The organism is Kitasatospora sp. HPM-01-4, assembly GCF_051374625.1.
GTDB lineage: Bacteria > Actinomycetota > Actinomycetes > Streptomycetales > Streptomycetaceae > Kitasatospora.
Map to the genome: position 1 here is coordinate 2,512,879 of NZ_JBPQGP010000005.1, position 25,665 is coordinate 2,538,543.

Here is a 25,665-nt window from a genome sequence, read left to right on the forward strand (position 1 = left end):
CAGCACTCTCCCAAACCTACGCCACGCGGATGGCCGAGTTTTCCGTAGGCTGGCCGGATGCTCGCTACTCCTGTCGACAATCCGTACGAAGAACCCCGCTCCGGGCGGCTGACCGCGTGGGGCAACGCCCTGCTCTCCGGGCTGGCCTCGCCCGACGACGCGGCGGCGGCGGTGCTCGGCGAGGACGAGACTCACCGGGTCACCGGGCTGCCGGGCGACGCGGCCGGGGACGAGCACGGGCTGACCTGGGCGCTCGGCCGGCTCCGCGTGCTCGGCGTGACCGGGCTCCGGCTGGCCCTGCCGGACGCCGGGCACCCGCTGGGGCTGACCGGGCCCCCGGAGTTCAACGCGGAGGCCATGGCGGCCGGTGAGGCGGTGCTGGCGATCGGGGCGCCGATCGGCCTGGTCCCCGAGGTCGAGGTCTACGGCCCGGCCGGCGACCAGGGGGTGCGGGTGCTGTGGCGCTGCCGCCCGGTCAACGAGGGCCCGCCGGCCGGGGTGCCCTCGCTGTTCGAGGCCGAGCGCGAGCTCGCGGACGGGCTGCGGGAGGCGACCGTGCTGCTCACGAGACTGGACGTGGCGGGGGCCGGGCCCGAGGCGCTGCGGGCGCTGGAGGAGTACCGGCGGCGCGGGCACACGGAACTGCTCGCACCCGGGTACCCGCCGCGCGCCGTACGCGTCCTGGAGTCGGCCCGGCGGATCTCGGCGCTGCTCGCCATCGCGCTGGGCGGGCACGGGGCGGCGGTCAGCGCCTCCGAGATGGCGGCCCGCCGCGAGGTGCTGGCGCCCCTGGTCCGGACCTCCCGCCGTGCCCAGGTCGCCGCCTACAACTCCCTCGCCGACGAACCGCGCTAGCGGACCTTTCCGCCGCTACGCCTCGCTGTTGCGGACGGCCCAGAGGGCGGCCTGGGTGCGGTCGGCGACGTCGAGTTTCATCAGGATGTTGGAGACGTGGGTCTTGACCGTCTTCTCGGAGAGGTGGAGCGCGCGGGCGATCTCGCGGTTGGAGCGTCCGTCGGCGATGTGGCCGAGGACCTCGCGCTCGCGTTCGGTGAGGGTGCCGCCCCGGCCCTGCGGGGGGCGAGGGCCGTCGTCGGAGAGCAGCGCCTCGGCGAGTTCGGGCTGGAGCAGCACGTGCCCGGCGTGCACGGACCGGATCGCTCCGGCCAACGCCTCCGGGTCGACGTCCTTGTACACGTAGCCGGCCGCGCCGGCCCGCAGGGCGGGGACCATGGTCCGGTGCTCGGTGAAGCTGGTGACGATCAGGATCCGGGCCGGGTTGCCCTGCTCCTTGAGGAGTTTGAGCGCCTCGATCCCGTCCGTCCCGGGCATCTTCAGGTCCATCAGGACGACGTCCGGCAGCAGTTCCCGGGCGCGCGCGACGCCCTCCGCGCCGTCCGCGGCCTCACCGACCACCTCGATGTCGTCCTGCACCTCCAGGAAGGTCCGCAGGCCGCGCCGGACCACCTGGTGGTCGTCCACCAGCAGGACGCGGATCGCCGACGACGTGTCAGGCACCGGGTACCTCCATCTCCACGACGGTCCCCTCGCCGGGGGCCGATTCCAGCGCCAGGGTGCCGCCGACCGCGGCCGCCCGGTCGCGCATCGACACCAGCCCGAGGTGGCGTCCGGCCCGCTGGACCGAGTCGGGGTCGAAGCCGTGTCCGTCGTCGACCACCCGCAGCACCGCGCCGCGCCCCGCCGCGGCGGCGGCCAGGGTGACGTCGACGTGCTCGGCACCGGCGTGCCGCAGGGCGTTGTGCAGGGCCTCCTGGGCGACCCGCAGCAGCGCCGCCTCCTGGGCCGAGGGCAGCGCCCGCACCCCCCGGCTGCTGAAGCGGACCACCGCGGTGTGGGCCCGGTCCAGCAGCTGGACCTGCGAGGCGAGGGTGGCGACCAGACCGTCCTCGTCCAGCGCCGCGGGGCGCAACTCGACCACCACGGTGCGCAGTTCGTCGGCGGCCTCGGCCGCCAGGCGGGCCACCTCGGCGAGTTCGGCGCGGGCCCTGGCCGGGTCGCGGTCGACCAGGGTGGCGGCGGCCTTGGCGGTGAGGCGCAGCGAGAAGAGCTTCTGCGAGACCGCGTCGTGCAGGTCGTGGGCGATCCGGGCGCGTTCACCGGCCAGGGTGAGTTCGCGGCTGCGCTCGTAGAGGCGGGCGTTGCCCAGCGCGATGGCGGCGTGCGCGGCGAGGATGCGCAGGAGTTCCTCGTCGCGTTCGGTGAAGCCGCGGGGCCGGCCCTCGGCGCCGCGCTTGTTGGCGAGGAAGACCGCGCCGAGGACCTCGCCGTCGTCGGTGATCGGCATCCCGAGGAAGTCCTTCAGGTCGGGGTGCGCGTCGGGCCAGCCCTCGAAGTCGGGGGCGAGGCGGACGTCGGCGAGCCGGGTCGGGTCGAGCCGGTGGAGCATCGAGGCGAGCACGCCGTGCTGGCGGGGCAGCGGGCCGATGGCCCGCCACTGCTCGTCGGTGACGCCGTCCACCACGAACTGGGCGAAGCCGCCGTGGTCGTCGGGCACGCCGAGGGCCGCGTACTCGGCGTCCAGCAGCTGCCGGGCGGACGCGGTGATCCGGCGCAGCACCTCGCGGACCTCCAGGTGCCGGCTCATCGCGAGGACGGCGGTGCTGACCGCCTCGATCCCGCCGAGGCTGGGGTCGCAGACAGGGGTGGGTTCGTCGGCGGTCATGCCCTCAACGCTACCGCCGGTCCGGCGGGCCGGTCATGGGGCGCCGGGCGTAGGACCTGCGGCGGAGCCCGGCCGGGGCCGAACAGCCCGGATACGCCGACGGGCGGCCCCGGACCGGATCCGTGGGGATTCGACCGGGACCGCCCGTGCGCCCGCCGGGTCAGCCCTTCTGCATGACCTCGGGCTCGTGCCGGCGCTGCAGTCGCTGCACCAGGAACGCCAGTGCGACCGACATGGCCACCAGGACCAGGCAGTTGACGAACCAGTGGCCGGCCGAGTGGCTCCAGAGCGCGTCGATCTCGTCCGGCTTGCCGCCCATCGGGTCGAGGTGCGCCAGGTCGAGGGTGGTGCCCGAGGCGGCGACGCCCCAGCGGGCGGGCATCAGCCAGGCCAGCTGCTCCAGGCCGGGCTTGTGGAAGAGCTGGAAGACCGTACCGGTGAAGACCATCTGCACGAGGGCGAACATCACCAGCAGCGGCATGGTCTTCTCGGCCGTCCTGACCAGGGCGGAGATCACCAGGCCGACCATCATCGAGGTGATGCTGAGCAGGACGACGCCGATGCCCATCTCGATGATCGGCGCATGCTTGAACACCAGCCCCTCGGTGGGCAGTTCGCGCGCGCCGAAGCCGATCCCCGAGATGATCGCCCCCTGCACCACGCTGACCCCGCTGAGCACGGTGATCTTCGACATCAGGTACGCCGACCGGGAGAGCCCGGAGGCGCGTTCCCGTTCGTAGATCGCCCGTTCCTTGATCAGCTCACGGACCGAGTTGGCCGATCCGGACAGGCAGGCGCCGAACGCGATGACCATCAGGATCATGCCGGCGATGCCGTTGAGGCCACGGGCGTTGGGACGCAGCCCCAGGTCGTCCGGGATCAGTGTGCTCAGCACGCCCAGCAGCAGCGGCATCAGCAGGGACAGCCCGATGTAGCCCCAGTCGGAGGCGATCACCGCGAGGTAGCGGCGGACCAGCGTCCACCACTGGGAGAGCCAGCTCTGCGGCTTGGGCGGGCGGATCTGCTCCCGGGCGACGGCGGCCGACTGGGCATCGGCCGAGTCCACGTCCGCCGAGTACTGCTGGTAGTGCACCGAGCCCCGGTAGCGGCCGGCCCAGTCGTGGTCCGGGTAGTTCTCGAAGGCCTGGAAGACGTCCGCCCAGCTCTCGTAGCCGAAGAAGTGCAGCGCCTCGTCCGGCGGCCCGAAGTACGCCACCGAACCGCCCGGCGCCATCACCAGCAGTCGGTCGCAGAGCGCGAGTTCGGCCACCGAGTGGGTGACCACCAGGACCGTGCGGCCGTCGTCGGCGAGCCCGCGCAGGGTCTGCATCACCTCGCGGTCCATGCCCGGGTCGAGGCCCGAGGTGGGCTCGTCCAGGAAGATCAGCGAGGGCTTGGTGAGCAGCTCCAGCGCGACCGAGACGCGCTTCTGCTGGCCGCCGGAGAGCGCGGTGATCCGGTTGTCGGCGCGCTTGTCCAGGCGCAGCTCGTACAGGACCTCGTCGATCCGGCGCTCGCGCTCGGCGGCCTCGGTGTCACCGGGGAAGCGCAGCCGGGCGGCGTACTTGAGACCGGTGCGGACGGTGAGTTCCTTGTGCAGGATCTCCGACTGCGGGACCAGGCCGATCCGGGACCGCAGTTCGGCGAACTGCTTGTAGAGGTTGCGCCCGTCGTAGAGCACGTCGCCCCGGTCGGCGGGCCGGTAGCCGGTGAGGGCGCGCAGCAGGGTGGACTTTCCGGAGCCCGAGGGGCCGATGACGGCGACGAAGGACTTCTCGGGGACCGCGAAGCTCACATCGTTGAGCAGGACCTTCTTGGCACCCTTGTGCTCGACCTCGACGGTCAGGTGGCGGGCGGAGAAGGAGACCGCACCGGTGTCGACGAACTCCTGCAGCTGGTCGCCGACCAGGGTGAAGGTGGAGTGGCCGACGGTGAGCCGGTCCTGCTGGCCCATCAGCTGACGCTGCACCGGCTGGCCGTTGAGGAAGATCCCGTTGTGGCTGCCGAGGTCGACGATCTCCCAGCGGCCGTCTGGCAGTTGGCGCAGCTCGGCGTGGTGGCGGGAGACCTGGAGGTCGGAGACCACGATGTCGTTGTCCAGGGCGCGGCCGATCCTGATGGTCCGCGCGCCCGTGCTGAGGCTGCGCACCATGGTCGGGTTGCCGGCACCGGCCTGCGGCTGCGCGGCGCCCTGGGACTGCTGGGGGAAGGCGGGTGGCTGCGGGGCGGGCCACTGCTGCTGCGGCATCGGCGGCTGCTGCTGCGGCTGCGGCTGCGGCTGCGGGAAAGGGGGCTGCTGGACCGGGGGCTGGGCGGGCCAGGACTGCTGCTGCGGCATCGGCTGCTGCTGCGGCATCGGCGGCTGCTGCTGCGGCTGCGGCTGCTGTGGCACCGGCTCGGGCCGGTACTGCTGGGACTGGGCCGCGCTCGGGCCCGGCCGGGGTGCCGTGGTGGCCTCGTACCAGGACGGTGTCTGCGGCTGTGCGGCCTGCTGCTGGGCAGGTGGCCCGGCCGGGGCGGAGAAGGCGAGCCTGGGCCCGTTCTCGGCGTTGCCGAGGTGCAGCACGGTCCCCGGCAGCAGCTGCACGTGCAGCGTGCGGCCGCCGGAGGCGTAGGTGCCGTTGGTGCTGCCGTGGTCCTCCAGCTTCCAGCCGGTGCCGTCGAAGGAGATGGTGGCGTGCCGCCAGGAGACCCTGGCGTCCTCGAACCTGAAGTCCGAGTTCGGGTCACGCCCGATGGTGTACGACCGTCCGGGCTCCAGGACCCGCTGCTGCCCGTTGATGTCTAGTACGAGTTGCGGCACTGTCCGCCCGCCCCGCTTCTCCGGTTCCCCCGGGTGTACCTGTATCTGACAGGGCGAATCATTCCAGCCGTCCGCTGCCGCTCGAAATCGGTCCGCGGCCGCTCCGGCGTCCGGGGACGACTCGTGACGGACCTCGGGAAGAAGGGTGAACCTCCCGTGGGTGGGGGCCGTCCGCCGGCAGCGGGGACGCCCTTCCCGGCACGCCCGGCCGCGGGGGTCCACAGGCCGGACGGGTACGGTGCGCGGGCGGGCGGGCCCGGTAGCGTGGGAGACACCATGAACGCAACGCCTCCGGCCGCTGAGCCCCTCCCCGCCCCGCAGCCCACCGCACCTCTCCCGCAACGCGGCGCCGACGACGAGCGCACCCTGCTGGTCAAGGTGTTCGGCAAGGACCGCCCCGGTATCACCGCCGGCCTGTTCACCACACTCGGCGAGTTCGGCGTCGACGTGATCGACATCGAGCAGGTGGTCACCCGTGGCCGGATAACGCTGTGCGCCCTGATCACTCCCCCGCACACCTCCAGCGCCGAGGGCGCGCTGCGGGTCACCGTGCACCGGTGGGCCGAGAGCCTCCGGCTCCAGGCCGAGATCATCTCGGGTACCGGCGACAACCGCCCCCGCCGCGAGGGCCGCTCGCACGTCACCGTCCTCGGCCATCCGCTGACCGCCACCGCCGTCGCGGCGCTGGCCCACCGGGTCTCCGAGGCGGGCGGCAACATCGACCGCGTCTTCCGCCTGGCCAAGTACCCGGTGACCGCCGTCGAACTGGCCGTGTCCGGCGTCGCCACCGAGCACCTGCGTGCCGAGCTGGCCGTCGAGGCGGCCGCGCAGCGGGTGGACGTCGCCGTGGTCCAGGCCGGTCTGCACCGCCGGGCCAAGCGCCTGGTCGTGATGGACGTCGACTCCACCCTGATCCAGGACGAGGTGATCGAGCTCTTCGCCGCGCACGCCGGCTGCGAGGCCCAGGTCGCCGAGGTGACCGCCGCCGCGATGCGCGGCGAACTGGACTTCGCGGAGTCGCTGCGGGCCCGGGTCGCCCTGCTGGCCGGCCTGGACGCCGCCGTGACGGACAAGGTCCGCTCCGAGGTGCGTCTGACGCCCGGCGCCCGCACCCTGATCCGTACGCTCCAGCGGCTCGGCTACCAGGTCGGGATCGTCTCCGGCGGGTTCACCCAGGTCACCGACCACCTGGTGGAACGGCTGGGCCTGGACTTCGCGGCGGCCAACACCCTGGAGGTCGAGGACGGGAAGTTCACCGGCCGGGTCACCGGGGAGATCGTGGACCGGGCGGGCAAGGCCCGCTGGCTGACGCGCTTCGCCGAGCAGGCCCGGGTGCCGCTGGAGCAGACGGTGGCGATCGGGGACGGGGCCAACGACCTCGACATGCTCAACGCGGCCGGTCTGGGGGTCGCCTTCAACGCCAAGCCGGTGGTCCGGGAGGCCGCCGACACCGCCGTGAACGTCCCCTTCCTGGACACCGTCCTGTACCTGCTCGGGATCACCCGTGAAGAGGTGGAGGCCGCCGACCTGGCGGACTGACGGCTTCGGCCGCCCCGGCCGCGGAGCCGTGGGCGGCGGCCTCGGCGGCGGCACGGCCCGGTCACGGCCGTGCCGCCGCCCACCACGACCAGGGTCCGGCTCGCCGCGGGCGGAACGCGCCGTCAGGGGCGCGCGAGACGGCACGCCTCGCGGGTTCGGGCATCCGCGCGTCTCCCGCGCCCCCGGTGGTCCGCCCCTCCGCGGAGCGGCCGATCAGTCCTGCGGGCTATGGAAGGTGTCCAGCTTCGCAACGCCCGGTTCGACGTCCTTCCAGGAGCCGGTGAAGCTCAGAACCGCGACCGCCGCCGTCGGGAACCCGCCCAGGCGAAGGCGGTTCAGCGCGTCCGGATCGCCCTCGTCGCCCGCCAGGACCTGGGTCAGCCCGAGCAGCCCGGGGTTGTGGCCGACCAGCAGCAGGTCGCTGTACTCGTCGGGGGTGTCCTGCAGCACCGCGATGATCTCACCGGGGCTGGCCTCGTACAGCCGCTCCTCGTAGACCGTCTTCCGGGGCCGCTTGGGCAGGCCGTGAACGGCGAGCTTCCAGGTCTCCCTGGTCCGCAGCGAGGAGGAGCAGAGCACGTAGTCGGGGTTGATGCCGGAGTCGGCGAGCCACTCGCCGGCCTCCTTCGCCTGGGTGTGGCCACGGTCGGCGAGCGGCCGCTCGTGGTCGTCCACCTGGTTCGGCCAGTCGGCCTTGGCGTGGCGGAGAACGATGATCCTGCGGGGAGTGTCGGCGCTCATACTCCCAGAGCTTCGCAGAAAATCGCCCGCCGGGCGCGGTGCTCCCGACCGGCGCCACCCACAGGAGTGGAGCGCCCCGGACCGTTCCCGGGTCAGCCCATGCTCTGGGCGATGCTGGCGACGATCGACACCACGACGACGATCGCCGCGATCACGCCGAGCATCTGCAGCAGCTTCTTCTGGCCATTCGGCGGGTTCGGTTCGAGAACTGGCATGGCGCCGAGTCTCGCATCCCAAACCCGCCGGGCGGAAACCGGGGTACGGCATTTGACCTGCGCTTGGTGCCGGGGCGCAGGGAGGTTTCAGACGCCGGCGGGGGCCTCGTCCTCGATGTGCCTGGCCAGGCCCGCGCGCATGCCGACCAGCATCTGCGGCACCAGCAGCACCGTCAGGAAGCCCAGCGGCAGGTACCAGGAGCCGGTGGCCCCGTAGATGCTGCCGACCAGGATCGGCCCCGGGATGGAGATCAGGTACCCGATGCTCTGCGCGAAGGCGGAGAGCTGGGCCACCCCGCCCGGGGTCCTGGCACGCAGGCCGATCATGGTCAGCGCGAGCGGGAAGGCGCACATCGACAGGCCGACCAGCACGGCCCACAGCCAGGAGACGGTGCCCGCGGCGAAGGCCAGGCCGAGGTAGCCGACGATGCCGCACAGGCCCAGCACCACCACGAACAGCCGCTGGTCGCCGCGGCGGGCGGCCATGTTCGGCAGCACGAAGGAGGCCGGGACGCCGATCGCCATCACCAGTGCCAGCAGCACCCCGGAGGCCCCCTCCGAGACCCCGGCGTCCTGGTAGATCTTGGGCAGCCAGCCCATGGCGGCGTACGCGCTGGTGGACTGCAGGCCGAAGAACGCGGCCAGCGCCCAGGCGGTGCGGCTGCGCCGAATCGGCAGCCTGGCGGCGGCGCCCTCCGCGCCCCGGCCGGCGCCCCGCTCCCGGCGCAGCACCAGCGTCACCAGGCAGAGCACCAGGGCCGCCACGCCGAGCAGGCCCCAGACACCCAGGCCGAGCCGCCAGTCACCGCCCAGGGCGGTGGTCACCGGGACGGTGATCGCGGCGGCCAGCGCGGTGCCGGCCGACAGCGCCATCGAGTAGAGGCCGATCATCGGGCCGACCTGATCGGGGAAGTACCGCTTGATGACCACCGGGAGCAGGACGTTGGAGACCGCGACACCCGCCAGGGCGACGGCGGTGAGCAGCAGGAAGACCGCCGTGCCGCCGGCGAAGGAGCGGGCGGTCACGCCCAGCGCGATCGCGCCCATCCCGGCCGTGACCACGGCGATCGGGCCGACCTTCCGGGCCAGCGCGGGGGCGGCGCCACCGAAGATCGCGAAGCAGAGCGAGGGCACCGCGGTGAGCAGCCCGGCGACGGTGGGGCTCATCCCCAGATCGGACCGGACCTTGTCGAGGAGCGGACCGAGGCTGGTGACCACCGGCCGGAGGTTGAGCGCGGCGGCGGCGATCGCGGCGGCGAGCAGCCAGCCCAGGTAGCGGCTGCGGCGGTCGTCGGCGCCGGGTTCGGCCGGGTGGATGGCGGTGGATCGCGCGGTGGCGTCGGGGTCGGTGGTGGTGTCTGCTGCGGTGGACATGCCGCCCATCATAGAATGATGGGATGAATTCATGCGCGCCGGTATCCTGAGCTTCATCAGGTCTTCACCAGCGTTCCGGCCCGTGTCGATCGCGGTACGGTCCACCCAGGTCCTCACACAGCAGGAGACGGAGTCCATGGTGCTGTCAGCCACCCGGCGAACACCGCTGTCCGACCAGGTGATCGCGCAGCTCCGCGCCCAGATCACCTCGGGCGAATGGCCGGTCGGCTCGCGGATCCCCACCGAGGCCGCGCTGGTCGAGCAGCTCGGGGTGGCGCGCAACACGGTCAGGGAGGCCGTGCGGGCACTCGCGCACAACGGGCTGCTGGACATCCGCCAGGGCTCGGGCACCTATGTACTGGCCACCAGCGAGCTGGCCGGGGTGATGCACCGCCGGTTCGCCGACGCCGACCAGGACCAGGTCGCCGAGCTGCGCTCGATGCTGGAGAGCGCCGCCGCCGGCCTGGCCGCCGGGCGGCGCACCGAACGCGACCTGACACTGATGGAGACCACCCTGGCCCGCCGGGAGACGGCCTGGTCCTCGGGTGATCCGGAGGACTTCGTCCAGGCGGACGCGGCCTTCCACCAGGCGGTGGTGACGGCGGCGCACAACGAGGTGATCTCGGCGATCTACGCGGACCTCGGCGAGGTGCTGCGGGCCCATCTGCGGCACGACGTCGGCCCGGAGCTGGTCCCCGAGAAGTACCTCGGCCACGACGGGATCATCGAGGCGATCCGGGAGGGCGACGCCCAGCGGGCCTCGTTCGAGGCGGGCCGGGCGATCGGCGCGTGCGGCGCCGCCGAGGTGTGACGGATCCCGGCCGGGCGGGATCCGGTGAGCGGGTCCCGACGGACGGATCCCGCTGAGCGGGCCCGGGAGGGCGGCTCCCGGGAAACACCTGAGCCCCGGACCGCGGAGGTCCGGGGCTCACGCCTACCGCTCGGGTCAGGCGCCGATGGCGTGCAGGCCGCCGTCCACGTGGACGATCTCACCGGTGGTCTTCGGGAACCAGTCCGACAGCAGCGCGACGATGCCGCGGCCGGCCGGCTCGGGGTCCGAGAGGTCCCACTTCAGCGGGGAGCGGCTGTCCCAGGTGGCGGCCAGGTCACCGAAGCCCGGGATGGACTTGGCGGCCATCGAGCCGATCGGACCGGCCGAGACCAGGTTCACCCGGATGTTGCGCTCGCCGAGGTCGCGGGCCATGTAGCGCGAGGTGGCCTCCAGCGCGGCCTTGGCCGGGCCCATCCAGTCGTACTTCGGCCAGGCGAACTGCGCGTCGAAGGTCAGGCCGACCACCGAGCCGCCGTCCTGCATCAGCGGGAGCAGCGCCATCGTCAGCGACTTCAGCGAGAACGCCGAGACCTGCATGGCGGTGGCCACGGACTCCCACGGGGTGTTCAGGAAGTTGCCGCCGAGCGCGTCCTGCGGGGCGAAGCCGATCGAGTGGACGATGCCGTCCAGGGTCGGCAGGTGCTCGCGCACCTTGTCCGCGATGCCCGCCAGCTGCTCCTCGCTGGAGACGTCCAGCTCCAGCACCTTCACCGGCTTGGGGAGCTTCTTGGCGATCCGCTCGGTCAGGCTGGGCCGGGGGAAGGCCGTGAGGATGATCTCGGCGCCCTGCTCCTGGGCGAGCTTGGCGGCGTGGAAGGCGATGGACGACTCCATCAGCACACCCGTGATCAGGATGCGCTTGCCCTCAAGGATTCCGCTCATGTTCAGTGACCCATGCCCAATCCGCCGTCCACGGGAATGACGGCTCCGGTGATGTATGCGGCCTCGTCCGAGGACAGGAAGCGCACCGCCGACGCGATCTCGGCCGGTGCAGCGTAGCGCCCCAGCGGCACGCCGGAAACGATCTCCTTACGGCGCTCCTCGGTGAGCACCGCGGTCATGTCGGTGTCCACGAAGCCGGGAGCGACCACGTTCACGGTGATGTTGCGCGAACCGAGCTCGCGCGCCAGCGAACGGGCGAAACCGACCAGGCCGGCCTTGGAGGCCGCGTAGTTGGCCTGGCCCGGCGAGCCGGTGAGGCCGACCACCGAGGAGATCAGCACGATGCGGCCCTTGCGCGCCCGCAGCATCTTCGCCGAGGCCCGCTTGACCACCCGGAAGGTCCCGGTGAGGTTGGTGTCCAGGACCGAGGTGAAGTCCTCCTCGGACATCCGCAGCAGCAGGGTGTCCTTGGTGATGCCCGCGTTGGCGACCAGCACCTCGACCGGGCCGTGCTGGGTCTCGACCTCGGTGAAGGCCGCGTCCACCTGCTCGGCGTCGTTGATGTCGCAGCGGACGGCGATCACACTGTGCTTCGCCAGCTCCTCGGGAACCTCTCCCGAGCGGCTGGTGATGGCAACCTTGTCCCCCGCCTCCGCGAAGGCAAGGGCGATCGCGAGGCCGATGCCCCGGTTACCTCCGGTGACCAGAACCGAGCGGCTCAACGATCCACCTCTCTCCGTAGTTGTCGGCGGCCTGTGAGGGGCGCACGTGGAGTGCTGGCCGGGCCGCGGGCGCTCGCGGTGAAATGCGTACGCAGTGTGACGCTATCGGTCCTGCCCGGATTGCGACGAATCGGTCTCCCACAGGGTCGGCCCGCCTCGATCTGTCGTGTTCCGACAATGCGTGCACGGACCGGATCCACGGCCGTCCCCGGCCGGACCGCCGCCGGAAGCCGCCGTGGGAAACCGGTGCGGAACGGGAACAACCGGCCCCGCCGGGCCCGTTGGACCCTGGGGCCCGTCCGGCGGGCCCCGGGCCGGCGCCCGGCCGTGCGCACGGTGCGCGGGCGCGGTGGACCCTCCGTGCCCGCGGGCTCGTTCCGCGGACGCCGGGTTGCCCACACCCCCGTGGCCGGGCATGGTTGCGCTCTGCGGCAGGACCGCCCCGGACGGGACCGACGGCCTGTCCCGGCCCGACCACCGGCGACAAGGAAAGCGAAGAGAGCGGATGAGCAAGGCACAACCGAGCACCGGCAGTCGCCTGCGGCTTCCGGCCGTCACCGCCCTGGCCCTGGCGGCCGGTGCCACCGCCTGGGCACTGCGCGAGGTGCCCGCCGCCTTCGGGCGCCGCCCCGACACGCGCGACGAGCGGATCCGCAACTCCCCGCAGTTCCACGGCGGTGTCTTCCGCAACGCCCCCTCCGCGCTGGCCGGTGCGACCGTGCCCGGCCCGCCGACCGACCGGACCACCCTGCGCCGGCTGGTCCTCGAGCGCGAGGGCAGGCAGCCCGTCCGCCCGGTGCCGGTGGTCGTCCCCGAGGGCGGCGCCCGCCGTCCCGCCGCCGAGGGCGTCGAGATCACCTGGTACGGGCACGCCTCCGCGCTGGTGGAGATCGAGGGGCAGCGGGTGCTGCTCGACCCGGTGTGGAGCGAACGCTGCTCCCCCGTCGCCCAGCTCGGTCCCAAGCGGCTGCACCCGGTCCCGGTCGAGCTGGAGGACCTGCCGCCGGTCGACGCGGTGCTGATCTCGCACGACCACTACGACCACCTGGACATGGCCACCGTGAAGCGGCTGGTGGCCGGGCAGTCCGCGCCGTTCGCGGTGCCGCTGGGCATCGGCGGCCACCTGCGGCGCTGGGGCGTGCCCGAGCACCGGATCATCGAGCTCGACTGGGAGGAGACCTGCACCCTCGGCGATCTCACCCTCACCCTGACCTCCGCCCACCACTTCTCCGGCCGGGGCACCACCCGCAACACCACCCTCTGGGGCTCCTGGGTGATCGCCGGGCCGAACCGCAAGGTCTACTACACCGGGGACTCGGGCTACTTCGAGGGCTACGCGGAGATCGGCGAGCGGCACGGGCCGTTCGACGCCGCCCTGGTCCAGGTCGGCGCGTACGACCAGGCCTGGGCCGACATCCACATGACCCCGGAGGACGCCGTCCGGGCCCACCTCGACCTGCGGGCCGGGCTGCTCGTCCCGGTGCACTGGTGCACCTTCACCCTGGGCCTGCACCCGTGGGCCGAGCCCATCGAGCGCCTGATCGCCGAGACCAAGGCCCAGGCCGTACCGCTGGCCGTCCCCCGCCCCGGTGAGCGCATCGACGTCGACAACCCCCCTGAGCTGGACTTCTGGTGGGAGGGCCTCGCCTAGGGAGTCCCGGCGGAGCCGGGGAACCGCGCGGCCGCCTCGCGGTTCCCCGCCCCTGGGTCCGCCGTGCCCTGAGAGCACCCCGGACCGGAAATTGCCTGGCTGACAACCCGTTGGACCGGACATGATGCGATGCGGGTAACTCCGTACCGAGTCACCCGTACCCAGACGATCGACCCAAGCCAGGGAGCCCGATGCCGCCCACAGCCAGCGCCGGCACGCCGCACAGCCGCGCCGTCGACCCCCAGTTCCTCGCGTACCCGTTGCGCACGCTCGCGGACGCCGCCCTCAGCCGGGCCCGCCAACTCGGCGTCAGCCACGCCGACTTCCGCCTTGAGCGGGTCCGCAGCGCGTCCGTAAGGCTGCGCGACGCGCGGCAGGCGGGCTCCTCCGACAGCGTCCAGCTCGGCTTCGCCGTCCGGGTGCTGCTCGACGGTGCCTGGGGCTTCGCCGCCGGGGTCGACCTCACCGCCGACGCCGCCGCCCGGGTCGCCGAGCAGGCCGTGGCGGTGGCCAGGCTCTCCGGTGGGATCAGCCGCGCCGCGGGTTCGAAGGACCTGGTCGAGCTGGCCGAGGAGCCGGTGCACGCGGACGCCACCTGGGTCTCCTCGTACGAGGTCAACCCCTTCGACGTGCCGGAGGCGGAGAAGACCGCGCTGCTGGCCGAGTGGAGCAGCCGGCTGCTCGCCGCGAAGGGCATCTCGCACGTGCAGGCCAACCTGCTGACGGTGCAGGAGAACAAGTTCTACGCCGACACCGCAGGCACCGTCACCACCCAGCAGCGGATCCGGCTCCACCCGTGGCTGGAGGCCACCTCGGTGGACGAGCAGTCCGGTGCCTTCGACTCGATGCGCACCATCGCGCCGCCGGTGGGCCGGGGTTGGGAGTACCTGACCGGCACCGGTGCCGGCTGGGACTGGGACGCCGAACTCGCCGAGCTCCCCGAGCTGTTGGCCGAGAAGATGAAGGCCCCGAGCGTCCAGGCCGGCCGCTACGACCTGGTGATCGACCCGTCCAACCTCTGGCTGACCATCCATGAGTCGATCGGCCACGCCACCGAGCTGGACCGCGCGCTCGGCTACGAGGCCGCGTACGCCGGGACGTCCTTCGCCACCTTCGACAAGCTGGGCTCGCTCAGGTACGGCTCCGAGCTGATGCACGTCACCGGCGACCGCACCGCCGAGCACGGCCTGTCCACCATCGGCTACGACGACGAGGGCGTGGCCACGCAGTCCTGGGACCTGGTCAAGGACGGCGTCCTGGTCGGCTACCAGCTCGACCGCGCGATGGCCAGGCAGCAGGGCCTGGGCCGCTCCAACGGCTGCGCCTTCGCCGACTCCCCCGCGCACGTCCCGGTGCAGCGGATGGCCAACGTCTCGCTCCAGCCGGTCGCCGGCGGCCCCGACACCGAGGGTCTGATCGCGGACGTGGAGAACGGGCTGTACATCGTCGGCGACCGGTCGTGGTCGATCGACATGCAGAGGTACAACTTCCAGTTCACCGGCCAGCGCGCCTTCGCCATCCGCGACGGCCGGCTCGCGGGCCAGGTCAAGGACTTCGCCTACCAGGCCACCACCACCGACTTCTGGGGCTCGATGAGCGCCGTCGGCGGCCCGCAGACCTATGTGCTCGGCGGTGCCTTCAACTGCGGCAAGGCCCAGCCGGGCCAGATCGCGGCGGTCAGCCACGGCTGCCCCTCCGCGCTGTTCCGCAACGTCAACGTGCTCAACACCCAGCAGGAGGCGGGTCACTGATGAACGCAACTCAGCCCCACGAGCTGGTCGAGCACGCACTGCGGCTCTCCCGTACCGACGGCTGCGTGGTGATCGCGGAGGAGGAGTCCACCGCCAACCTGCGCTGGGCGGGCAACGCGCTCACCACCAACGGCGTCAGCCGGGGCCGCCGGCTGACCGTCATCGCCACCGTGGACAGGGGTGAGCAGGGCACCTCCGCGGGCGTGGTCTCCCGCGAGGCCGTGACCGTGGACGAGCTGGAGGGCCTGGTCCGGGCCGCCGAGGAGGCCGCGCACGCCGCCGAGCCGGCCGAGGACGCCCGGCCGCTGGTCGCCGACCGGCCCTCCTCGCCCGACTTCACCGCGGCCCCCGAGGTCACCGCGATCGAGGTCTTCACCGACTTCGCCCCGGCCCTCGGCGAGGCCTTCGCCCGCGCCCGCGCGGCCGGCCAGCTGCTCTACGGCTTCGCCAACCACGAGCTGACCACCAGCTACCTGGGCACCTCCACCGGCCTGCGGCTGCGCCACGTCCAGCCGACCGGCCTGGTCGAGATCAACGCCAAGACCGCCGACCTCGCCACCTCCGCCTGGATCGGCGCCGCCACCCGGGACTTCCGCGACGTGGACGTCACCGGGCTGCACGAGGAGCTCACCCGCCGGCTCGCCTGGGGCCAGAAGAAGATCGACCTGCCCGCGGGCCGGTACGAGACGCTGCTGCCGCCCTCGGCCGTCGCCGACCTGATGGTCTACCTGCACTGGTCCTCCGGCGGCCGGGACGCCACCGAGGGCCGGACCGTGTTCAGCAAGCCCGGCGGCGCCACCCGGATCGGCGAGAAGCTCACCGATCTGCCGCTGACCCTGCGCGCCGACCCGGCCGAGCCGGGCCTGGAGGCGGCCCCCTTCGTCCTCGCCCACCACTCCGGCGACAGCGAGTCGGTCTTCGACAACGGCCTGCCGCTGACCGCCACCGACTGGATCCGCGACGGCGAACTGGTCAACCTGATCACCACCCGCCACTCGGCCGGCCTCACCGGACTGCCGCTCACCCCGCCGATCGACAACCTCGTCCTGGAGACGGCCGACCAGTCGGCCGCCCCCACCCTGGACGAGATGATCGCGCGCACCGAGCGCGGGCTGCTGCTCACCTGCCTCTGGTACATCCGCGAGGTCGACCCGGCCACCCTGCTGCTCACCGGCCTCACCCGGGACGGCGTCTACCTGGTCGAGAACGGCGAGGTGGTCGGCGCGGTGAACAACTTCCGGTTCAACGAGTCCCCGGTGGACCTGCTCAGCCGGATCACCGAGGTCGGCCGGACCGTGCCGTGCCTGCCCCGTGAGTGGAGCGACTACTTCAACCGCGCCGCCATGCCGCCGGTCCGGGTCGACGGGTTCAACATGAGCTCGGTCAGCCAGGCTTCGTAGCCCGCTTCGGCGGAAAGGTCCTCGGAGTGGACGAGAAACAGCTGGTCAAGACCTCGAAACTGCTCTCCCGGGTGCTGCGGCACGACCCGGGCGCGATCGGGGTCGCCCTGGACGGGAACGGCTGGGTACGGGTGGACACCCTGCTCGCCGCCCTCGCCCGGCACGGCAGGCGGCTCAGCCGTGCCGAGCTGGACCGGGTGGTCACGACCAACGACAAGAGGCGCTTCGCCTACTCCGAGGACGGCGCGTCCATCCGCGCCAGCCAGGGCCACTCGGTGGCGGTGGACCTCCGGCTCCCCGCCGCCGAACCGCCCCCGGTGCTCTACCACGGCACCACCGGGCGCTCCCTGGACGCCATCTTCCGGGAGGGCCTGCGCCCGATGAACCGGCAGGACGTCCACCTCTCCGCGGACACCGCGACGGCCGTCAGGGTGGGATCCCGGCACGGCCGTCCGGTCGTCCTGGCGGTCGACGCCGCCGCGATGGCGGCCGACGGCCACCTCTTCCGGGTCAGCGCCAACGGCGTCTGGCTCACCGACGCCGTCCCGCCCCGCTACCTGCGATCCCTCGCCTGAGCGCACGCTCCGGCGTGCCCACCTTTTACCTCCCCCGCCCTGCTGGGGTGAGGCGGCGCGGCGTACCGTGAGGTGGCCGTACCCGGCGAGGGGCGCGGAGGCAGACGAGAGCGGTGGATCATGAGCAAGGGCAAACAGGTGTTCCGGATCACCGGAGCGCGCACCAGCCTCTCCGACGACGTCCGGAGCCGCCAGCGCCGGTACGTGATCTCGATGTCCCTGCGCACGGTGTGCGTGCTGCTCGCCGTGGTGATGTGGGACGTACAGCGACTGGTGGCCTACGGTGCGCTCGCGGGCGCGGTGCTGCTGCCGTACTTCGCCGTCCTGATCGCCAACGCCGGGCGGGAGAGAGCCCCCGGCCTGCCGAGCACCTTCGCGGTCCCGCCGGACACCCCGCTGATGCTGGGCCCCGGGGGAACCGGCGGGGGCGGCGCCTCCAAGGAGAGCTGACGAAGTCTCAAGAACCCCTGTCCGCTTCACCCTTGTACGTCGGCATATGAACCCCTAAAAGCTCAGATGCAGCTCAGATTAATCATGAAAGAGCTAGCCATGCGGGGGTCGAGCCGTGACATACTGCGTACGCGCTCCGCATCCCCCGTCGGAGCGACAGACCGACGCCGGGCGGCTCCCCCCGTGGCTGCCCGGCGTCGTCATGCCCTCCTGCCGAGCCCGTCGACGGCGAGTGCGAGACTGGCGGTGCACAGCGCCACCGCGACCGACAGGACGGCTCCCATGGACACCCCCTCGCATCCGCTCTTCGGTGCGCCTGACGGCCCCGAGGGCCCGCCGGTCTGCTCCGGGAAGGGCTGCCGCAAGCCCGCCGAGTGGGTGCTGGTGTGGAACAACCCCAAGCTGCACACTCCGGACCGCCGCAAGACCTGGCTCGCCTGCGACGAGCACCGCGAGCACCTCTCCCAGTTCCTGGGCGTACGGGGTTTCCTGAAGGAAGTCGTCCCCTTCGCCGACTTCCAGGGCTGACGGCTCCGCGCAGGGGCGCACCCGGCCCCGGGTCCGGTCACCCGCCGATGGCGGACATCGGGCGGGCCGGCTGGAGGAAGTCGGGGTTGTCGATGCCCGCGCCGGCCTTCTTGCCCCACATCGCCTGCCGCCACAGCTCACCGAGTTCGGCATCGCTCGCGCCGGAGCGCAGCGCGGTCCGCAGATCCGTCTCCCCGGTCGCGAAGAGGCAGTTGCGGACCTGGCCGTCGGCGGTGAGCCGGGTGCGGTCGCAGGCGCGGCAGAACGGCCGGGTGACCGAGGCGATCACCCCGACCCGGGCCGGGCCGCCGTCCACCAGCCAGCGCTCGGCGGGCGCCGCGCCCCGGGCGGCGGACGGCTCGGGGGTGAGCGAGAAGCGGGCGGCCAGGCGCTCCAGGATCTCCTCGGCGGTGACCATCTTCGAGCGGTCCCAGCCGTGCTGGGCGTCCAGCGGCATCTGCTCGATGAAGCGCAGCTCGTACCCGCGCTCCAGGCACCAGGTGAGCAGGTCGGCGGCCTCGTGGTCGTTGACTCCGCGCATCAGCACGGTGTTGACCTTGACCGGGGTGATCCCGGCGGCCTCGGTGGCGGCGAGCCCTTCCAGGACGTCCTGGTGGCGGTGGCGCCGGCTCAGGGTGTGGAAGGTCTCGGCGTCCAGGGTGTCGAGCGAGACGTTGACCCGGTCCAGGCCCGCCGCCTTGAGCGCGGTCGCGGTGTGGGCCAGCCCGATCCCGTTGGTGGTGAGCGAGAGCTCCGGGCGCGGCGAGAGTTCCGCGCAGGCGGCGACGATGGAGACCAGACCCGGACGCAGCAGCGGCTCGCCGCCGGTGAAGCGGACCTCGCGGACGCCCAGGTCGCGGACGGCGAGGGTGACCAGCCGGACGATCTCCTCGTCGGTCAGCAGCTCGGGCTTGGCCAGCCACTGCAGGCCCTGCTCGGGCATGCAGTAGGTGCAGCGCAGGTTGCACCGGTCCGTGAGGGAGACCCGCAGATCGACCGCCTGCCGGCCGAAGGTGTCGAGGAGCATCGCGGCCCCCTTCCCGAGAAAAGCCGACCCGGCCGCCGTATACGGCGGGCCAGGCCAGCTTATCCGGATGATCGGACACCCTTTCGGGGTATCCGCCGCATGGAGGACGCCGTCGGGTGGAGAGTTCGGTGCGCGGCCGGCCCGGTGAGCGGACGGACCTCCACTCCAGCGTACGTCCGGAGGCGGCCCGGGCCCGTCGCGCAAGGCAGCCGCCTTGAACGTGTGCCGCGACCCGCCGGATCCGCCAGGGACGGCACAGGGACCACCGGACGCACGGGCGGCGCTGGGGCCGGAGACCGGCGACCGTCCGCCAGGAAGGGCCTGCGCCCATTCCTGACGGACGGTCAGACTCCTTCGGTCAGAAGCCGATCCGCACCTTGAGCGCGGTCCGCTCATCCATCGCCCGGTACCCGTCCGGCACTCCGGCCAGGTCGACCGTGCGGTCGAAGACCAGGCCGGGGTCGATGGCCCCGGAGAGCACGTCGGGGAGCAGCTCGGGGATGTACGCGCGGGCCGGCGCGACACCGCCGTTCAGCGAGATGTTGCGGCCGAACATCTGGGCGATGTCCACACCGGCGCTGCCGCCGTGCGGGACGCCGACATAGCCGACCGCGCCGCCGTCGCGGGCGATGGAGATCGCGGTGCGCATCGAGTCCTCGGTCCCGACGGCCTCCAGTACGGCGTGCGCGCCCTGACCGCCGGTCAGCTCCTTGACCGCCTCGATCGCGGCCTCGCCCCGCTCGGCGACCACGTCGGTGGCACCGAACTTGCGGGCGATGTCGGTCCGCGCCTGGTGGCGGCCGAGCGCGATGATCCGGCCCGCGCCGAGCCGGTGGGCGGCCAGCACCCCGCACAGGCCGACGGCGCCGTCACCGACCACGGCCACCGTGGCGCCCGGGCGGACCCTGGCGGAGACGGCCGCGTGGTGGCCGGTGCTCATCACGTCGGAGAGCGCCAGCAGCCCGGGCAGCAGCTTCTCGTCGCTCGCCGCCGCCTTCGGCAGCTGGACCAGGGTGCCGTCGGCGTAAGGGACGCGCACGGCCTCGCCCTGGCCGCCGTCATAGCCGACCTGGCCCCAGAAGCCGCCCTCGGGGCAGGAGGTGTGCAGGCCCTCGCGGCAGAAGTCGCAGGTCCCGTCGGACCAGACGAACGGGGCGACCACGAAGTCACCGGCCTTGAAGTCGGAGACCTCGGAGCCGACCTCCTCGACGATGCCGAGGAACTCGTGCCCGATCCGCTGCCCGGCCTCGCGGGCGGCCACACCGCGGTACGCCCAGAGGTCACTGCCGCAGATACAGGCGTTGACCACGCGGACCACCGCGTCGGTGGGCCGCTGGATCTTCGGGTCGGGTACCTCCTCGATCCGGATGTCATTCGGGCCGTGGATCACGGTGGCACGCATGAGGAGTCTTCCTTCGCGATTGAACGTGGTGCCGTCACCGGGTACGGACGGCCTGGGGCAATTCGCCTGGATGTACGACTCCCCCGCCGCCCACTCTATTCCGGAGTGTCACGTACGCCACTCCCGCCGGCCCCGGCCGGAAGGGATCGCCCGTTCCTGTGGGCGGGCGCCCTTAGAGTGGTTGACCATGCATGCGATCCAGTCACCCAGCGACGGCCCCGCCCTGGCCGACTCCTCCCGGACCGCGCCGCTCCCGGCGCAGCGCACTGGTGAGAGCGGCCGTGGCTTCGCCGTGGTCGACGTCGAGACCACCGGGCTCGGCCGCTCGGACCGGATCATCTCCGCCGGTGTGTACCAGCTGGACGCCTTCGGCGAGGTGACCGACAGCTGGTACACCCTGGTCAACCCGGAGCGCGACCCCGGACCGATCTGGATCCACGGCCTGACCAGTGAGATGCTCTCCGGCGCGCCGACCTTCCGGGAGGTCGCGGACGAGCTGGGCGAGCGGCTGGACGGCCGGGTGATGGTGGCGCACAACGCGCTCTTCGACTGGAACATGATCTCGCGCGAGTACTCACGCGCCGGACTGCGCGCCCCCGTCGAGCAACGGCTCTGCACCATGGTGCTCTCCCGCGACCTCGGACTGCCGCTGCCCAACGGCAAGCTGGCCACCCTGGCCCAGTATTTCGGGGTGCAGCAGCGCCAGGCCCACAACGCGCTGGACGACGCCCGGGTGCTCGCCGAGGCGTTCCGGCCCAGCCTGCACCTCGCCCGGCAGGTCGGCATCCCGCTGCCGCTGACCACCTGCGTCGCCGTCACCGATCTCGGCGAGGACAGCCCGGCCCCCGCCCGGGGCTCCTGGTCCTCCTCCTACCGCGCGAGCCGGAAGCGGCCGCCCTGCCCGTACCCGAACCCCGGGCGCTGGCGGGACGGCAGCCCGCTGGTGCAGGGCATGCGGGTCGCCATCACCGGCGACACCGCCACCGACCGCGAACTGCTGGAGGACCGCGCCATCGAGGCCGGCCTGCACATCGCCAGCTCTGTGAGTCGCCTCACCAGCCTGCTGGTCACCAACGAGCCGGACAGCTGGAGCGGAAAGGCCCGGAAGGCCCGTGACTACGGGACTCCGGTGGTCGGCGAGGACGCCTTCCTCCAGCTGCTGCGAGAGGTGGCCCCGCACCCCGGTGTCTGACCGGGGGGATAAGTGGGCGTAGCGTGCCGTTGTGTACCGATTCCTGCTCTCCCGGCGTTGGGCGATCATTTTCGTGATCGCCCTGCTGCTGATCCCCACCATGATCCGGCTGGGTTTCTGGCAGTTGCACCGCCACGAGGCCCGGGTGGCCCGTAATGAGCTCATCGCGACCAACCTCAAGGACGCACCGGTCGCCTTCGAGTCGATCTCGACCGCTCCCGGCTTCAACGTGCCGACGGGCGAAACCTGGCGGGCGGTGACGGCCAGCGGCCGCTACGACGCCGAGCACGAGTTCGTCATCCGCAACCGGCTGGAGCCGGGCGGGACCAGCGTCGGCTTCTTCGTGATCACCCCGTTGGAGCTGGCCGACGGCAAGGGCGAGGTCCTGGTGAACCGCGGCTGGGTGGACTCCCCGGGCGACGCCACCAGTTACCCGGCCGTGCCCAAGCCGCCGAGCGGCGAGATCACGGTGACCGGCCGGCTGCGGGCCGACGAGACCACCGCGAGCAGCGGCATCAAGGACCGCGGCGGGCTGCCGCCGCGCCAGTTCAAGCTGATCAACAGCACCCAGCAGGCCAAGGACAACGGCACCACGGTCCTCGGCGGCTACCTGGAACTGGTCTCCACCGCACCCGCCGCCACCGGTGACACCCCCGAACTGCTGCCCGAGCCCGAGCACTCGGACATCGGCCCGCACATGGCCTACGCGATCCAGTGGTGGCTCTTCACCACCCTGGTCCCGGTCGGCGTGGTCGTCCTCGCCCGCCGCGAGGCCAAGGAGCGCGCCGCCGAGGCCGCCAGGCCGGCACCGTCCGAGGCTCCGGCCCCGGTCACGGCCTGAGCCTCAGGGCGGCGGCCTCGACCGCGCGGCACACCCGTGGGCGCGGGGAACGACGGTTCCCCGCGCCCACGGGTGTGTTCACAGGCCCGCCAGGAAGGCGATCAGCGCCTCGTTGACCTCCTTGGGCCGCTCCTGCTGGGTCCAGTGCCCGGTGTCCGGCAGCCAGACGGTGTCCCGCAGGCCGGGCGCGATCTCCCCGAGCCTGCCGAGGCCTTCCCGGGCCGTCCGGTTGGCCACCACGACATCCCGCTCCCCCACGATGAGCAGCGCGGGCGGCGTGATCCGCGCCCCCTGCCAGGCCGCGGTGAGCTCCCAGTTGCGGTCCAGGTTGCGGTACCAGTTCAGCGGCCGGGCGAAGCCGTGCTCCTCGAACTCGGCCGCGTAGAAGTCCAGATCCTCCTCCGTGAGCCAGTCCGGCAGCACCTCGGGGTCCCGGAAGATGTCCAGGAACCCGCCGCCCTCCGGCACCAACGGCGCACCCACCGCCCCGAATTCACCCCTCCCGCCGAGCAGCTTGCGGAAGCCGGCCCGAACGTCGCGCCGGAACTCGGCCTCGGGAACGCCGAGTCGCTGGAAGTACAGCATGTAGTACGCGTCCCCGAAGAGGTGCCGCAGCACGGACGTCGGCGCGGTGGTACCGCGCGGACCGGGCGGCACGGAGAGCCCGACCACACCCCGCACCAGGTCGGGGCGGAACATCGCCGAGGTCCAGGCGACCGGCGCGCCCCAGTCGTGGCCGACCACCACCGCGTTCTGGGCACCGAGCGCCGGGATCAGCCCGAGCGCGTCCCCGACCAGCTGCGGGATGGTGTACGCCTCGACCTCCTCGGGCCCACCGGTGCGCCCGTAACCGCGCTGGTCCGGCGCGACGGCGTGGTACCCCGCCTCGGCGAGGGCGGTGAGCTGGTGCCGCCAGGAGTACCAGCTCTCCGGGAATCCGTGCAGCAGCAGAACCAGCGGGCCGGTGCCCGCCTCGGCGACATGCATGCGCAGACCGCCGGCGGACTCGACGAAGCGGTGCGAAATCTCGGCCATCGGGCATCCCTCCGGTTCAGATCGACTGACCAACTGTCAGCTGCGGTGCACGTCCCGTCAAGCACACTCCCCGCCAGGCGTCCGGACCGGGCAGGATGTGCCCATGGATCTCGGACTTCAGCAGAAGGTGTACGTACTGACCGGCGCCACCCGTGGGCTGGGCCTGGCCACCGCGCGCGAACTGGTCGCCGACGGCGCCCGGGTCGTCGTCGGCGGCCGGACCAAGGAGACGCTGGACGCCGCGGTCGCCCAGCTCGGCGGCCCCGGGCACGCGCACGGCGTGGTGGCCGACAACGCCGACCCCGACGCCCCCGGACGGTTGATCGCGGCGGCCAAGGAGCACTTCGGACGGTTCGACGGCGTACTGATCAGTGTCGGCGGCCCGGCCGCCGGGCCCGTGCTGACCGCCGAGGACGAGTCCTGGCGCAGCGCCTTCGAGTCGGTCTTCCTCGGCGCGCTGCGGATCGCCAGGACCGCGGCCGGTGAACTGGACGCCGGCGGGGTGATCGCTTTCATCCTCTCCAGCTCGGTCCGCCAGCCGATTCCCGGTCTCGGCATCTCCAACGGCCTGCGGCCCGGTCTGGCGATGGCCGCCAAGTCGCTCGCCGACGAGCTCGGTCCGCGCGGCATCAGGGTGCTCAGCCTGCTGCCCGCCCGGATCGACACCGACCGGGTGCGCGAACTCGACACCATCGGCGGCGACCCCGAAGGCACCCGCAAGCGGTTCGAGGCCTCGATCCCGCTCGGCCGCTACGGCACCCCCGAGGAGTTCGGCAAGGTCGCCGCCTTCCTGCTCTCCCCCGCCGCTTCGTACATCACCGGCTCGGTGATCCCCATCGACGGCGGAGCCCTGCGCTCCCTCTGAACGCCGGGGCCCCACGGGGCCTGTGGGGACGCGGGGGCTTCACACGATCCGGCCGTGCGCGGGGAACCGCGCACGGCCGTGGCGGGCCTTGTCAGTCCTAGTCGCCGATGCCCGCCAGGTCGCGCAGCCGACGGGCCTGCGCCGCCCGTTCGGCCGAACGCTGCTCCTCGTACGAGCGCCCGGCGGCGCCCTGCAGCAGGGCCTTGGTCTCGATCACCGCGCTGCGCGGGGCGGCCAGCAGCGCGGCGGCCAGGTCCCGCACGGCGTCGTCCAGCTCGGTGGCGGGGACCGCGAGGTTGGCCAGGCCGGTGGCCACGGCCTCCTCCGCGCCGACCCATCGGCCGGTCGCGCAGATCTCCAACGCCCTTGCGTAGCCGACCAGTTCGGTCAGCGGCTTGGTGCCGGCCAGGTCGGGGACCAGCCCGAGCGAGGTCTCCTTCATCGCGAACTGGACGTCCTCGGCGACCACCCGCAGGTCGCAGCCGAGCGCGAGCTGGAAGCCGGCCCCGACCGCGTGGCCCTGGACGGCGGCGATGCTGATCAGGTCGGGACGGCGCCACCAGGTGAACGCCTCCTGGTACCCGGCGATGGTCTCGTCCAGGTCCTTGTCCTCTGCGGCGGCCAGCTGGAGGAAGTTGCGCTCGCCGGGAATGCCCTCGGGGGTGAACATCGCCCGGTCCAGACCGGCCGAGAAGGACACCCCCTCCGCCCTGAGCAGCACCACCCGAATGCTGCCCGGCAGCACCCGGCCGATCGCGGCGAGCGCCCGCCACATCGCGGGCGACTGGGCGTTCCGCCGCTTCGGATTGCAGAGAGTCACCACGGCGGTCTCGCCGTCGATTTCAAGCCGGACTCCGGCTTCTTCCCACTGCGGATCGGGCTCGATGACGGAAGCGGTCACGGTGATACCTCCAGCAGACGTACAACTGCATGAACATGCGGACGAACGACAGAGCTACTGGAGAGTAACAAATCAAAGCCCCCACCGGACAGGGCCTTGTTCACACAACCGTGAAATAGCGCCGGAAATGACGATCGGCGGTCCGGGTGGCCCGGCCGCCGAATCGTCTGAAGCTGTCGGATCTGATGCTGCGCACTCGCACGCCCTGCTGCCTCGGCGTGCCGTCGGGGATGAGCGTGCGGCACCGGCTCACTCG

Annotated in this window: 24 protein-coding genes; 12 read left to right on the top strand and 12 right to left on the bottom strand. The window is 72.4% G+C overall.

All coding sequences use genetic code 11. The features are described from left to right. Positions 1-57 precede the first annotated feature (57 nt). On the top strand, positions 58-855 hold the full coding sequence (locus tag ACSMTC_RS10610) for a hypothetical protein (protein WP_436559403.1): 798 nt from the start codon (positions 58-60) through the stop codon (positions 853-855). Between the two features lie 15 nt (positions 856-870). Here ACSMTC_RS10610 and ACSMTC_RS10615 read toward each other — a convergent pair whose 3' ends face one another. The 3 genes from ACSMTC_RS10615 to ACSMTC_RS10625 all read right to left on the bottom strand — a co-directional run bounded on the left by ACSMTC_RS10615 (position 871) and on the right by ACSMTC_RS10625 (position 5,486). Continuing rightward, complete coding sequence (locus ACSMTC_RS10615) at positions 871-1,518, bottom strand: response regulator (protein WP_436559404.1); 648 nt, start codon at positions 1,516-1,518, stop codon at positions 871-873. Further along, positions 1,511-2,683 carry a GAF domain-containing sensor histidine kinase gene (locus ACSMTC_RS10620; protein WP_436559405.1) on the bottom strand — a complete coding sequence of 391 codons (1,173 nt, stop codon included), beginning with the start codon at positions 2,681-2,683 and terminating at the stop codon, positions 1,511-1,513. Before ACSMTC_RS10620 ends, ACSMTC_RS10615 begins: the two co-directional genes overlap by 8 nt. A 160-nt stretch (positions 2,684-2,843) precedes the next feature. Continuing rightward, the gene (locus ACSMTC_RS10625; protein WP_436559406.1) at positions 2,844-5,486 is read right to left on the bottom strand and encodes an FHA domain-containing protein; all 2,643 of its coding nucleotides are present in this window, start codon (positions 5,484-5,486) and stop codon (positions 2,844-2,846) included. Between the two features lie 276 nt (positions 5,487-5,762). On the opposite strand from ACSMTC_RS10625, the gene serB reads away from it, so the two are divergent. Continuing rightward, positions 5,763-7,025, top strand: a complete 1,263-nt coding sequence (gene serB / locus ACSMTC_RS10630; protein ID WP_436559407.1) for a phosphoserine phosphatase SerB — start codon at positions 5,763-5,765, stop codon at positions 7,023-7,025. Between the two features lie 213 nt (positions 7,026-7,238). Here serB and ACSMTC_RS10635 read toward each other — a convergent pair whose 3' ends face one another. The 3 genes from ACSMTC_RS10635 to ACSMTC_RS10645 form a co-directional block, all read right to left on the bottom strand. Next, positions 7,239-7,766, bottom strand: a complete 528-nt coding sequence (locus ACSMTC_RS10635; protein ID WP_436559408.1) for a SixA phosphatase family protein — start codon at positions 7,764-7,766, stop codon at positions 7,239-7,241. A gap of 92 nt (positions 7,767-7,858) precedes the next feature. Then, the gene (locus ACSMTC_RS10640; RefSeq protein WP_436559409.1) at positions 7,859-7,981 is read right to left on the bottom strand and encodes an SGM_5486 family transporter-associated protein; all 123 of its coding nucleotides are present in this window, start codon (positions 7,979-7,981) and stop codon (positions 7,859-7,861) included. Between the two features lie 87 nt (positions 7,982-8,068). Then, entirely contained in the window at positions 8,069-9,355 is a 1,287-nt protein-coding gene (locus ACSMTC_RS10645) for a CynX/NimT family MFS transporter (RefSeq protein ID WP_436559410.1), read from the bottom strand. A 136-nt stretch (positions 9,356-9,491) separates the two neighbouring features. Here ACSMTC_RS10645 and ACSMTC_RS10650 point away from each other — a divergent pair, with 136 nt between their 5' ends. Next, positions 9,492-10,166 (top strand): FadR/GntR family transcriptional regulator, encoded by a 675-nt coding sequence (locus ACSMTC_RS10650; protein WP_436564648.1) that lies wholly within the window; start codon positions 9,492-9,494, stop codon positions 10,164-10,166. Between the two features lie 135 nt (positions 10,167-10,301). On the opposite strand, the gene fabI is transcribed toward ACSMTC_RS10650, so the two are convergent. Continuing rightward, complete coding sequence (gene fabI / locus ACSMTC_RS10655; protein WP_436559411.1) at positions 10,302-11,069, bottom strand: enoyl-ACP reductase FabI; 768 nt, start codon at positions 11,067-11,069, stop codon at positions 10,302-10,304. Between the two features lie 2 nt (positions 11,070-11,071). Further along, positions 11,072-11,791 carry a 3-oxoacyl-[acyl-carrier-protein] reductase gene (fabG, locus tag ACSMTC_RS10660; RefSeq protein ID WP_436559412.1) on the bottom strand — a complete coding sequence of 240 codons (720 nt, stop codon included), beginning with the start codon at positions 11,789-11,791 and terminating at the stop codon, positions 11,072-11,074. Positions 11,792-12,296: 505 nt separating this feature from the next. On the opposite strand from fabG, the gene ACSMTC_RS10665 reads away from it, so the two are divergent. The 6 genes from ACSMTC_RS10665 to ACSMTC_RS10690 all read left to right on the top strand — a co-directional run bounded on the left by ACSMTC_RS10665 (position 12,297) and on the right by ACSMTC_RS10690 (position 18,146). Next, positions 12,297-13,442 carry an MBL fold metallo-hydrolase gene (locus tag ACSMTC_RS10665; RefSeq protein WP_436559413.1) on the top strand — a complete coding sequence of 382 codons (1,146 nt, stop codon included), beginning with the start codon at positions 12,297-12,299 and terminating at the stop codon, positions 13,440-13,442. Positions 13,443-13,633: 191 nt separating this feature from the next. Beyond that, a complete protein-coding gene (locus ACSMTC_RS10670; protein ID WP_436559414.1) occupies positions 13,634-15,193 on the top strand; it encodes a TldD/PmbA family protein in 1,560 nt (519 codons plus the stop codon). Continuing rightward, positions 15,193-16,593: a metallopeptidase TldD-related protein gene (locus ACSMTC_RS10675; protein ID WP_436559415.1), complete on the top strand. Its 1,401-nt coding sequence runs from the start codon at positions 15,193-15,195 to the stop codon at positions 16,591-16,593. Before ACSMTC_RS10670 ends, ACSMTC_RS10675 begins: the two co-directional genes overlap by 1 nt. Before the next feature lie 26 nt (positions 16,594-16,619). Then, the gene (locus ACSMTC_RS10680) at positions 16,620-17,168 is read left to right on the top strand and encodes an RNA 2'-phosphotransferase (RefSeq protein WP_436559416.1); all 549 of its coding nucleotides are present in this window, start codon (positions 16,620-16,622) and stop codon (positions 17,166-17,168) included. 120 nt (positions 17,169-17,288) lie between these two features. Beyond that, on the top strand, positions 17,289-17,618 hold the full coding sequence (locus tag ACSMTC_RS10685; protein WP_436559417.1) for a DUF3099 domain-containing protein: 330 nt from the start codon (positions 17,289-17,291) through the stop codon (positions 17,616-17,618). Positions 17,619-17,900: 282 nt separating this feature from the next. Further along, on the top strand, positions 17,901-18,146 hold the full coding sequence (locus tag ACSMTC_RS10690) for a hypothetical protein (protein ID WP_436559418.1): 246 nt from the start codon (positions 17,901-17,903) through the stop codon (positions 18,144-18,146). A 37-nt stretch (positions 18,147-18,183) separates the two neighbouring features. Here ACSMTC_RS10690 and moaA read toward each other — a convergent pair whose 3' ends face one another. Both moaA and ACSMTC_RS10700 read right to left on the bottom strand, forming a co-directional pair. Further along, on the bottom strand, positions 18,184-19,173 hold the full coding sequence (moaA, locus tag ACSMTC_RS10695; protein ID WP_436559419.1) for a GTP 3',8-cyclase MoaA: 990 nt from the start codon (positions 19,171-19,173) through the stop codon (positions 18,184-18,186). Positions 19,174-19,531: 358 nt separating this feature from the next. Further along, on the bottom strand, positions 19,532-20,575 hold the full coding sequence (locus ACSMTC_RS10700) for a zinc-dependent alcohol dehydrogenase family protein (RefSeq protein WP_436559420.1): 1,044 nt from the start codon (positions 20,573-20,575) through the stop codon (positions 19,532-19,534). A gap of 187 nt (positions 20,576-20,762) precedes the next feature. On the opposite strand from ACSMTC_RS10700, the gene ACSMTC_RS10705 reads away from it, so the two are divergent. Together ACSMTC_RS10705 and ACSMTC_RS10710 are read left to right on the top strand one after the other, a co-directional pair. After that, entirely contained in the window at positions 20,763-21,767 is a 1,005-nt protein-coding gene (locus ACSMTC_RS10705; RefSeq protein WP_436559421.1) for a DEDDh family exonuclease, read from the top strand. Positions 21,768-21,798: 31 nt separating this feature from the next. Continuing rightward, a complete protein-coding gene (locus ACSMTC_RS10710) occupies positions 21,799-22,608 on the top strand; it encodes an SURF1 family cytochrome oxidase biogenesis protein (RefSeq protein WP_436559422.1) in 810 nt (269 codons plus the stop codon). Positions 22,609-22,686: 78 nt separating this feature from the next. Here ACSMTC_RS10710 and ACSMTC_RS10715 read toward each other — a convergent pair whose 3' ends face one another. Then, positions 22,687-23,643 carry an alpha/beta fold hydrolase gene (locus ACSMTC_RS10715; RefSeq protein ID WP_436559423.1) on the bottom strand — a complete coding sequence of 319 codons (957 nt, stop codon included), beginning with the start codon at positions 23,641-23,643 and terminating at the stop codon, positions 22,687-22,689. A 103-nt stretch (positions 23,644-23,746) separates the two neighbouring features. Here ACSMTC_RS10715 and ACSMTC_RS10720 point away from each other — a divergent pair, with 103 nt between their 5' ends. Beyond that, positions 23,747-24,508, top strand: coding sequence for an SDR family oxidoreductase (locus ACSMTC_RS10720; RefSeq protein WP_436559424.1), 762 nt, complete (start codon positions 23,747-23,749; stop codon positions 24,506-24,508). A 97-nt stretch (positions 24,509-24,605) separates the two neighbouring features. Here ACSMTC_RS10720 and ACSMTC_RS10725 read toward each other — a convergent pair whose 3' ends face one another. Next, the gene (locus ACSMTC_RS10725) at positions 24,606-25,409 is read right to left on the bottom strand and encodes an enoyl-CoA hydratase/isomerase family protein (RefSeq protein WP_436559425.1); all 804 of its coding nucleotides are present in this window, start codon (positions 25,407-25,409) and stop codon (positions 24,606-24,608) included. Positions 25,410-25,665: the final 256 nt, after the last annotated feature.